The organism is Pandoraea eparura (genome assembly GCF_902459725.1).
Lineage (GTDB): Bacteria > Pseudomonadota > Gammaproteobacteria > Burkholderiales > Burkholderiaceae > Pandoraea > Pandoraea eparura.
This window is the reverse complement of sequence record NZ_CABPSH010000017.1, coordinates 67,795-78,780: the sequence shown is the minus strand read 5'-3', so window position 1 is coordinate 78,780 and position 10,986 is coordinate 67,795. Positions and strand designations below refer to the sequence as shown.

Genomic DNA, 10,986 nt, shown 5'->3' with positions numbered 1-10,986 from the left:
AACCAGTTCGTGGCCGCCAGGTGCGAACCGTACAGACCCACGCTCACGCTGTTGACCTTCGACTCGCCCGGCATGCCCTTCGCCTTCGATTCCTGGTTGCCCAGGCCCACCGAAGCGCCCACCAGCGTGTTCTGACCCACGCGCTTGTCGATACCGATCGCACCGTCCAGGCCCTTCACGCCGAACGACATGCCGTCGCCGCGCTGGCTGGCGTTACCGCCCTTGAACGAGGCCCAACCGGCGATGCCGTTATCGGCCGACATCGCGCCGTTCGTCGTCTGGTCGTCGAACACCGAGCCGCCGGCGATCATGCGCGTTTGCATGCCGCGCTGGAACGACGTGGCCGCGCCTTGAGCGGCCGTGGCGTTGTTCACCAGCGACTCACCCGAGAGCAGACGGGCCGAGCGACGCTGCGCTTCCGAGCCCGCCGTTTGCAGCGCCATGGCCGAGAGCACCTTGCCGCCAACCTTGCCCGAGGCCAGATCGCCCACCGCCACGCCGTCGACCGACGCCAGCACCGCTTGTTCGTTGGCGCTGTAACCGCCATCCGACCCAAGGAAATTGACCGCGCTGGTCTCCGTAATCGTCACTTGGCCGTCGGTGTTGCCATCGGTGCTGCCGTCGGTGTTGCCGTCGGTGCTGCCATCGGTACCGCCGTCGGTCTCGACGCCGGTGGAGATGCTGCCGAACTCGACTTCACCGATCTGCACTTCGGCGTCACCCTGCGCGTCCACGACCGTCACTTGCTGCTTGAGCAGATCGGTGACTTCAATGCCTTCGTCGACGGCGACCTTGATCTTGGTCGTGCGGAAATCGCTGCTTTCCGAGACTTGAATCGCGCCGAATGCCAAATCGTCGCCGAGCTTCGCAACGCGCGAATTGATCTTCGCGCCCTCGCTGGACGCGTACTTGCGCACGGCCAGCTTGTTCGTGCCGAGATCAAGCATCCCGGCATTCGTGAAGTCGGTCACACCACTGACGTCCGCCGCCAGCGCGATCGTACCGGCACTGGCAACGCTCACTGTGCCCGAGCCCAGCGCGTTGGCGTGCGCCGCCGTCAACTTGCCGCCCTGAATGCTCAGACGATCGACCTCGCTTTGATCGCCGGTCAACGTGAGATTGCCGGTGCCGATCTTGGTCAGTTGAACGCCTTGAGTCGTCTTCGCGACTGCCGGCGTTCGAAGCGCAACCGACTCGGTCGTCTCCGTCGTCGCTTCACCCTCGACCTGCGGTTCGGAGATAGCAATCGTCCTCATGAAACGGCCGCCGAATTCGTCGTCCTGGTTGGCCGAGCCCAACGCAACGGCCGTCTCCCCTGTGATAACGGTCCCCGTGCCTGACAGCGAGCCCATCGTAATTAGCTTGTCAGGGCCGGTCTCAACCGTGAACGATTCGGCCATGTCATCCCCAACGAACGAGACATCCAGCGAGCCGCCGTCCATTTTGACGAAGGCGTTGTTCGCAGTGGTGTTACCGAGCAAACCGATTGAGCCTTCATTGGACAAATGAATGTTTTCAAGGGCTGTATTGAAAAACGCCATTTCTCCCGAAGCACGATTGTTAATGGTCGCATTTCCCCCGAAAGCGTCGGAGATGGCGACGACGCCCTCATTGTCGAGCGTGAGCTTTTCGAGCGATGCATTGTCGAAGGAGAGGGTTCCGCCCACGGCATTATCGATACTCGACGCGCCGCCAGACGTCGCCCGCAGACCTGCATAGCCGCTATTCGCGAGATGCGCCCCTTCAAGTGCCGAGTTCGAGAAAATGATCTCGCCGTCAACGTTGTTGCGGATGGCGGCATCACCGATGGAGGAGGAAATGAAATCGAGATTCCCTGAATTGGTGATCGTCGACTGCTTGGCACTGGCATCGACAAAGTTGACGGTGCCGCCATTCAGGATCGAGATAATGCTGGCACCGGCGTCGGAACCTTCCTCAAACCGCAGCCGCCCCCCCTCATGGGCGAAAAGCCAAGCCTTACCTGAACTAGTACCCGCTTGGAACGCAACGACACCATTTGCTCCGGACGTCTCGGGGTCAGTCCCGACTGCTATGGATACTGTGCCAGCGTTGTTTCGAATTCCATGACCACCTTTCTCAAATACCAGCGTCCCGTTTGTTCCGACAGCGATATCCAGTGTTCCAGAGCCCTCGGTGCCCTGGTGAATGTTCAACTGACCGTCCTTGACGTCCAAGCGGTGATCCGCATCTTCTGAGAGACGCAACGTACCGACGTCTCGCCGCGAGTTTTCCAACCCAATGAACGGATTCGAGGCTTCTCCAGAACGCCGCGTAATTTCAAGAATGGTTTTCTCGTTGATCAGATCGCCGCCACGCGCCTTCTGGATATCGGCAAACTTGCCGCTCAAGTTATCGACCGCCCACGAACCGACTTCCTTGGCCTGACCGTTCGCCATCTCGGCCTTCAACTCGAATCGGTTGACGAGTTCGTGCAACGACTGACCGTCAGCGATATTCAGCGTCTTCAGCGTTTCCTTGGCGCTTTCCAGCTTCTCCGAAAGCGCAAGCGCATCGGCCTCGATCGTCTCGATTTGGGTCTCACGAGACAGGAAAGCCGAGAATTTACCCATTTCCGCGGCTCGCACCTCTTCGCTCGCAGCGACAACGGAATTCGCACCTTCCTTGATTTTTTTGAGATCCTCGACGCTCATCCAGTCGATATGCGTCAGAGGCTCTCCATCGATTCCAACATTGGCCAATTCGAGCATCTCATCAGCTATCGACGCAATCTCTTCAAGCTGTTGATTCCGTTTTTCCAGAACTTCAATCTTCAGAATTTCCTGGATCTTTTTCGCACTAGATAGCCAAGTTCTCTCCCGATTGAACGTGTCATTCTTTTCGTCACTCGCCTTCGCAATCTCTTTAATTTGCGACTCCAGCGCATTAACGATGTCCGCTTTATGCTGCTGAACGATGACATCAGCCGTCTCAACGTCAGCCACCGCGACGGTCGGGAACGCCGTAGCCGCCACCATCGCCGCCACCGCCATACCAATCTTCGTCTGACGCAATGCGCCAACCTTTTGAGGCTTTCCTAGCATCTGATACTCCCTTGGTTTCATTCAAAAAATCAACGACATCGGCCACGGCCTCTTCGAGAGCGGCATGGGGGTCGTCAATGGAAGGGAGCGATTCTAGGAGACGAACAATCGAATTCTCGATTGCAGCAAGTTGATTTGGTCTATTTTCCTACGACAAATCGCATTTAATTACTTTGAGACAAATCACAACGATAAATAAAAATACCCGTCATAAATGCCTCAAATAGCGCGAATTTATTGGCTCGGTTAACCCAAAAGCGCCATCAAAAATCACCGCAAATAACGGCATGCATAGCACATTTAGGTCATTTCCCGATTCCGCTTTAATTCCTACTCACGACATCGAGACGGCCATAAAAAAACCCGCCGTGCCCTTTCGGGCACGACGGGTTTTCCGTCCTTCTTACCGGCAAACGGGCCTTACGGCCGCCTGCGCGCGCTCAGACGCGTCACACGCATTACACGCGCTCTCGCATTGTCGTCGTCGACTCAGGCCACCGGCTTGCGCTTGGGCTTGATGTCGGTGCTGTCGATTTCCTCAAGCACATCGCGGAACTCCGCGATGTCCTCGAAGCTGCGGTACACCGACGCAAAGCGGATGTAGGCGATCTTGTCGAGCCGCTTCAACTCGCGCATCACCAGCTCGCCAATGCGCTGACTCATCACTTCGCGCTCCGCACCGGCCAGCAGCTTGTACTCGATGCGCGCAATCGCGGCATCCATCGCTTCGGCACTCACGGGGCGCTTGCGAATCGCCAATTGCATGCTGGCGCGCACCTTCGCGCGGTCGTACTCGGCGCGGCTGCCGTCTTTCTTGACGACCGCCGGCATCGCCAGCTCGACACGCTCGTACGTGGTGAAACGCTTGTCGCACGCCGGGCATTTCCGGCGCCGCCGAATGGCGGCGCCATCTTCCGCTTCACGCGAGTCGATGACCTGCGTGTCGTCGTGACGGCAGAACGGGCAGCGCATGCGGGCCGCGTCCGGGGCTTAGCCGTAGACCGGGAAACGCTTCGTCAACTCAGCCACTTGTGCGCGCACATGAGCCAGGTTGTCGGCGTCTTCCGGGTTTTCCAGCACGTCGGCGATCAGGTTGCCGACCCGTTCCGCCTCGGCTTCCTTGAAACCGCGCGTCGTCATGGCCGGCGAGCCCAGACGCACGCCGCTCGTCACGAACGGCTTTTCCGGATCGTTCGGAATCGCGTTCTTGTTGACGGTGATGTGCGCTTCGCCCAGCGCCGCTTCCGCGGCCTTGCCGGTGATGTTCTTGGCGCGCAGGTCGACCAGCATCACATGCGATTCGGTCTTGCCCGACACGATACGCAGGCCGCGCTTGACCAGCGTCTCGGCCAGCACGCGGGCGTTCTTCACGACTTGTTCCTGGTACGCCTTGAATTCCGGCGATGCGGCTTCCTTGAACGCGACGGCCTTGCCGGCGATCACGTGCATGAGCGGGCCGCCCTGAATGCCCGGGAAGATGGCCGAGTTGATCGGCTTCTCGAACTCGGCCTTCATCAGGATCACGCCGCCGCGCGGGCCGCGCAGGCTCTTGTGCGTGGTCGTCGTCACGAAATCGGCGTGCGGTACCGGGTTCGGGTACACACCGGCGGCGATCAGACCGGCATAGTGCGCCATGTCGACCATGAAGTACGCGCCGACCGACTTGGCGATCTGCGACATACGCTCGAAATCGATCTTCAAGGCAAAGGCCGAGGCGCCCGCCACGATCAGCTTAGGCTTGTGCTGCTGCGCGAGCTTCTCGGCAGCGTCGTAATCGATGTCTTCGTTCTCGTTCAGGCCGTAGCTCACCACGTTGAACCACTTGCCCGACATGTTGACCGGCGAGCCATGCGTGAGGTGACCCCCGTGCGCCAGGCTCATGCCCATGATCGTGTCGCCCGGCTTGAGCATGGCGAAGTACACGCCCTGGTTGGCCTGCGAGCCCGAGTTCGGCTGCACATTCGCGGCTTCGGCGCCGAACAGCGCCTTCACGCGGTCGATGGCCAGTTGTTCCACGATGTCGACATACTCGCAACCACCGTAGTAGCGCTTGCCCGGATAACCTTCCGCATACTTGTTGGTCAGTTGCGAGCCCTGCGCTTCCATCACGGCCGGACTGGTGTAGTTTTCCGATGCGATCAGCTCGATGTGGTCTTCCTGACGCTGATTTTCTTTCTGAATCGCGGCCCAAACGTCGGGATCGACGGAGGCAACGGTGGATTTCGATTTGTCGAACATGGCGTTTCCGTTGAATTGAACAGGTTTTCCGGGAGGGATGGCGCAGCGCATCTTCCTTTGTGCTTCGGAAGACGATAGACAGGGCAGCACCAACCATCACGGCTGCCCAGGCGAACGGCAAATAAGACCCCGGCGCTTCCCGGTGGGTTGCTCCACCTCGGGCACACTAGGCTGTGCACCCTAATCGCCAGTCACGCGGGGTTTGTGGCGTCGATAGTTTATGCGAGCTTGCGATGTTAGGCAACCAGCGGCAACGTGCCTCAGTTGACTCGCATGCACCAATATAGTGCTACCTCTCGAGCCGGCCTCAGAGGCAGCCGGACGGTCCGATCCGGCGCGCTCATGGACGATCGCAGGCGGCGATGACCGGCCCCAGGAACGGCGCCTGATGGGCCTCGATGGCGCGGGCGCGCGTCGGGTACAGTTGCGTCCACGCCTGGGCGGCCCATGCGCCGCCGAGCAGTGTCACCAGACGGTCGCGTCGATCCAGCAGATGATTCACGAAGTCGCGCCGGTCTTCGGCCGCCGGGGTCGCCTCGCCCGCGCGAGATGCCACGCGGGCGACGTCGTGTGCCATGTCGACCCAGGGCACGATGTCGTGCGCCGAGATTCGCCCGAGGCGGAAGGCCATCTCGGCTGCCAAGGCCCGCGCACCGGTCGGGTTCTTCAGTTCGTCGAGCACAGTCTTGCTGTCGGCGGTTGGCGACAGCCCAGTCAGCCGTCGGATAAACGCCGTGAGGGGCGCGCCGCCGCAAAACGGTGTCAAATCGGCAAGCGTGCCCTGAAGGCCTGCATCGAGGCAGTCTCGGAAATCGACCGTCATCATGTAGGGCAAGTCATTCTTGTCCCGCCAGACACCCACGTTTTTCATGACGTCGCGGCAAAGATCCCGGTTGCCCAGCCACAGCGCGGCGACGTACTGACGCGCCAACGCGCACTGATAGACGTCGGGGAGACAACCACAAAGCACACCGCGCATGTCGTGGCGCATGCGCGTGGCGTCGGCATAGGCCTGTGCCGACGCGCCAGTCAATGCATCGACCGGCGCACCGCCAGACTGCGCAAGGACTTGCGCCATTCGTCGCCCGGCCTCGCGGGCGCCATTGCGGGCATGCGCCCCCGCCACCTCGTCACCGCCGCGCGTACGCTGCAAGCGTTGCGCGCCGTCGGCCCCCTCGATCGCGCGCCACGCCGCCTCCCCCTCCAGCCATTTACCGAGGGGCCGGTATATGGGCAGGTACGTCGTCGCCAGATAGATGCGCTCGGGCGCCTGGGTGCCGTCGAACGCCAGCGAGCACCCCCGCACTAGCATTGCCGTCGGTGTCGCCAGACCCAACGCGCCGAACAGGCGAGAGGCCAGCCACGTCCGGGTGGCATGCCAGGCGCTCGGAAACGCGCTCACTACGTACTGCGGCGCTTGCGCGTGCGCTTCAAAGGACAGGCGAACGGCAGCCTTGGAGACTGCCGCCGGATGGGCGTCGTGCACACGCTGCGCGGCGGAAAAGTCGTAGGGCCCGATGGGAGGCAGTGGCGCACCGCTACCGTCGTGTCCGGTGACCGCCCCGAACGTTCCAAGCGGGCCGGCTTCCGGCAACACGTCGGCCCGTTTCGGCCGCGCGAGCGCGGCACTGGCAGCCGAACCGGCGGCATGGCCCCGAGAGGGATAAGCATTGACGTCCATCACGACTCTCCTTCGTCGTATGGCGGGGCTTCGGCGCGCGCAGCGCCTGTCGACCGACCGGGTTGAGATCGGCCGATCTTGCTGCGCCGCTGGACGTCAAGCTTTCGAAAACGAGGCAAGTTCGGACAAATCCGCCGCGCGTGATGGACGACACCCATGCCGACGTCGCCAGCACGCACCGACACGCACCCACATGCGCCGACACACCCCGCCAAGCGCCGACACGCCCCCACATGCACCGACGCACACCGGACATGCATCGACACGCCCCCACACGCGCCGACATACACCGACATACACCGACATGCACCCACGCGCGCGCCTCGGACGCGCGAGCGTCGGCGCAAACGGACGTCAAAGCTCGATCTTTGTTCCCAGCACGGCGAGGAACTGCGCGATCCACGCCGGATGCGCGGGCCACGCGGGGGCGGTCACCAGATTGCCATCGGTATGCGCCTCGTCGATCCCGATCTCCATGTACTTCCCGCCGGCCAGCCGCACCTCCGGCGCACAGGCCGGGTACGCCGAACACTCGCGCCCTTCGATGACGCCGGCCGCCGCCAGCAACTGCGCGCCGTGACAGATCGCCGCCACCGGCTTGTCGCTCTCGGCAAAATGTCTGACGACCGCGACGACCTCGTCATTCAGCCGCAGATACTCCGGCGCGCGGCCGCCGGGAATCACCAGCGCGTCGAAGTCGGCGGGAGAAAGCCCGTCGAACGTGGCATTGAGCGTGAAGTCGTGGCCGCGCTTCTCGCTGTATGTCTGATCGCCTTCGAAATCGTGAATCGCAGTGCGCACCTTGTCGCCCGCCTTCTTGCCCGGGCAGACGACCTCCACTCGGTGCCCCACGGCCATGAGTGCCTGCACCGGCACCATCAACTCGTAGTCTTCGACATAGTCGCCTGCCAGTACCAGAATCCGCTTCTTGCCCATGTGACTCTCCGTTCAGAGAAAAAATGGAAGGGAAACCGCCCCTCCATGTTACTCAATTCCGATGACATCGCCGGGACAACCGTCGGCCCCCCGATCCCCCTCGACAGGCGAGAGCCCGACGACCCACCGGCGCCCCACTGACGACTGACAGGCGGCTGACAGACGAAAAAAACCGCGTGCCGAAGCACGCGGTGTCAAACCGGCGCAAAACGCCGTCGGTCAAGCCGAGGCCCGCGCCACACCGTTTGTTCGGCATGGCGCGCGCCGATATCGTCTGTCGTCAGTAGGTTTCGAGATGCAGACGCCCCTCCGACTTCATCTGCTGCCACAGGGCCTGCCAGTCGAGTCCGGCATCGCCTGCAATCGTTTGCAGCGCTTGCAGCACGCCATCCTCCATGCCCTTGAGCCCGCACACGTAAATATAGGTGTGGTCGTGACGCAGCAGCGCCGCCACATCGGCCGCGCGCTCGCGCATGGCGTCCTGCACGTAGCGTTTGGGCTGCCCGGGCTTGCGCGAGAAGGCGAGATTCGTGTCGATGAAGTCCTTCGGCAGGTTGAGCAGGGGGCCGAAGTACGGCAGTTCGCCCTGCGTGCGCGCGCCAAAGAACAGCATGAGCTTGCCGGTTGCGCCCTTCAGACGGCGACGGCGGCGATACTCGGTCATCGCCCGCATCGGCGCCGCCCCCGTGCCGGTGCAGATCATCAGCAGGTGCGAATCGGCGTGGTTCGGCATCAGGAACGTGCTGCCGAACGGGCCCATCACGTTCACCACGTCACCCTTCTTCAGATCGCACAGGTAGTTCGAGCACACCCCACCGACCGCCTGTTCATGGTGATCCTTCGTCACGCGTTTGACCGTGAGCGCCAGATTGTTGTACCCCGGACGCTCACCGTCGCGCGGCGAGGCAATCGAGTACTGGCGCGCGTGATGCGCCCGCCCGTCGCTCGCGGTGCCCGGCGGGAGAATGCCGATGGACTGTCCTTCAAGCACCGGGAACGGCTGCTTGCCGAAGTCGAGCACGATGTGATGGATGTCGCTCTCGGTGCTCGCATCGGTCAGGCGATAGTTGCCGACCACGGTGGCCTGCACCGGCGCCTTGTGGTTGTAAAGATTCACGTAAGGCTTCGCGGCGGACCACGGAGGCACCACCGAGCCGCGCACGAAATCCGAGCCGGCAATGACCGGTTCGGCGGCATCGGCCGACGCTCCCCCCGGTGCGCCCGGCGCCGCCTCGCCGATCGTGCCCTGACCGGCAAGGGCGTCGTCCTGCACGGGCAACTCGTCCCACGTGAACTGGTCGTCGATCGCGTACGCGTCGGCCTTGAGCACGTCGCGCCAATTGTCGATGGCCCCTGTCGGGCACGGCGAGATACACGCCATGCACCCATTGCACGTGTCCGCGCGCACAACGTAGTTGTTCTCGTCGTGCGTGATCGCGTCGACCGGACACGTCTCCTCGCAGGTGTTGCAGCGAATGCAGATCTCCGGATCGATCAGATGCTGCTTCAGAACTTCGACCGGAACGGGGCCGTTCATGATGCTGTCTCCTTGTGGGATGGCTCGCGCCTGGGCTCTCGTTGGCCTTAGTTGAAACGCACGTACTCGAAGTCGATGGGCTGACGATTGATGCCGAGCGGGGGCGGCGCGATCCAGTTGGCAAACTTGCCCGGCTCGGTCACGCGGCCCATGAGCGACGCCACATACGCACGATCTTCCGCCGACGGCAGCCACTCACGCTCGTGCGCGGCCCATTCGGCCTCGCTCACGACACGGCCGTCCGGCGACACGCGAACGCCTGCGAACGTGCCGATCTGACGATTGAACGCCTTGTGCGGCACCGTCAGTCGGAAATCGATCCCGGCCTTCTCCAGCACCTTGTTCCAGCGATTCACGCCTGCAACCGAGTCCTTGATGTAGTCGTCGCGCAGCACCTCGTTCATCGCGTTGAGCATCGGCACTTCGCGCTCGACGAGCCTGCCGTTGTCCACGTCCAGCAGCCGGTACATCTGGCCGTTGAGTTGATGGTCGTCGTCGCGCTTGCTCTCTTCATAACGGCCCTTCAAGCCCGAGCTGTAGAAGATGGCTGCGTTCGACGACTGATCCGCACCGAACAGGTCGATCGTCACGGAATAGTGGAAGTTGACATAGCGCTGGATTGTCGGCAGATCGATCACGCCGGCCGCGCGCAGCTTGGCGACGTCGTCGGTCTTCAGCTCGTTCATCACCTGCGCCGTGCGAGCGATCACGCGCGAGACGCCCGATTCGCCCACGAACATGTGGTGCGCTTCTTCGGTCAGCATGAACTTCGTGGTGCGCGCCAGCGGATCGAAGCCCGACTCGGCCAGTGCCGAGAGCTGGAACTTGCCGTCGCGATCGGTGAAATACGTGAACATGTAGAACGCCAGCCAGTCCGGCGTCTTTTCGTTAAACGCGCCGAGAATGCGCGGATTGTCTTCGTCGCCCGAGCGACGGCCGAGCAGCGCTTCGGCTTCTTCACGACCGTCGCGGCCGAAATAGCGATGCAGCAGGTAGACCATCGCCCACAAGTGGCGGCCTTCTTCCACGTTCACCTGGAACAGGTTGCGCAAGTCGTACATCGACGGCGCCGTGAGTCCAAGGTGACGCTGCTGCTCGACCGACGCGGGCTCCGTGTCGCCCTGCGTGACGATGATTCGGCGCAGGTTCGCGCGGTGCTCGCCCGGCACGTCCTGCCACGCGGCCTCGCCCTTGTGTTCGCCGAAGTGGATCTTGCGATCGGCGTCGCCCGGTGTGAGGAAGATGCCCCAGCGATAGTCCGGCATCTTCACGTGATCGAAGTGCGCCCAGCCGCTGGGATCCACGCTCACCGCCGTGCGCAGATAGACGTCGAAGCCGTGCGAGCCTTCCGGGCCCATGTCGCCCCACCAGGACAGGAAATTCGGCTGCCACTGTTCGAGCGCGCGTTGGAGCGTGCGGTCGTCCGACAGGTTGACGTTGTTGGGGATCTTCTCGCTGTAGTTGATCGAAGCCATCGTGGGAATCCTCGTGTCTCGTACGTATGCTGTGATAAACGTGTCGCTTGGCACCGC

7 protein-coding genes and 1 riboswitch are annotated in these 10,986 nt (G+C 62.3%); all 7 genes read right to left on the bottom strand.

What is annotated here, in order from left to right:
- A partial coding sequence (locus tag PEP31012_RS22335) for an autotransporter outer membrane beta-barrel domain-containing protein (protein ID WP_150591451.1) occupies window positions 1-3,083 on the bottom strand: 3,083 nt, incomplete at its 3' end.
- Between the two features lie 468 nt (window positions 3,084-3,551).
- Window positions 3,552-4,034, bottom strand: a complete 483-nt coding sequence (gene nrdR / locus PEP31012_RS22330; RefSeq protein WP_150553050.1) for a transcriptional regulator NrdR — start codon at window positions 4,032-4,034, stop codon at window positions 3,552-3,554.
- Between the two features lie 18 nt (window positions 4,035-4,052).
- Complete coding sequence (glyA, locus tag PEP31012_RS22325) at window positions 4,053-5,300, bottom strand: serine hydroxymethyltransferase (protein ID WP_150591450.1); 1,248 nt, start codon at window positions 5,298-5,300, stop codon at window positions 4,053-4,055.
- Between the two features lie 97 nt (window positions 5,301-5,397).
- Window positions 5,398-5,505: riboswitch (ZMP/ZTP riboswitch) on the bottom strand.
- A gap of 135 nt (window positions 5,506-5,640) precedes the next feature.
- Entirely contained in the window at window positions 5,641-6,981 is a 1,341-nt protein-coding gene (locus PEP31012_RS22320; protein WP_150591449.1) for a hypothetical protein, read from the bottom strand.
- Between the two features lie 354 nt (window positions 6,982-7,335).
- Window positions 7,336-7,917: a DJ-1/PfpI family protein gene (locus PEP31012_RS22315; protein WP_150591448.1), complete on the bottom strand. Its 582-nt coding sequence runs from the start codon at window positions 7,915-7,917 to the stop codon at window positions 7,336-7,338.
- A gap of 280 nt (window positions 7,918-8,197) precedes the next feature.
- Window positions 8,198-9,454 (bottom strand): benzoyl-CoA 2,3-epoxidase subunit BoxA, encoded by a 1,257-nt coding sequence (gene boxA, locus PEP31012_RS22310; RefSeq protein WP_150591447.1) that lies wholly within the window; start codon window positions 9,452-9,454, stop codon window positions 8,198-8,200.
- Between the two features lie 47 nt (window positions 9,455-9,501).
- Window positions 9,502-10,929, bottom strand: coding sequence for a benzoyl-CoA 2,3-epoxidase subunit BoxB (gene boxB, locus PEP31012_RS22305; RefSeq protein WP_150591446.1), 1,428 nt, complete (start codon window positions 10,927-10,929; stop codon window positions 9,502-9,504).
- Between the last annotated feature and the right edge of the window lie 57 nt (window positions 10,930-10,986).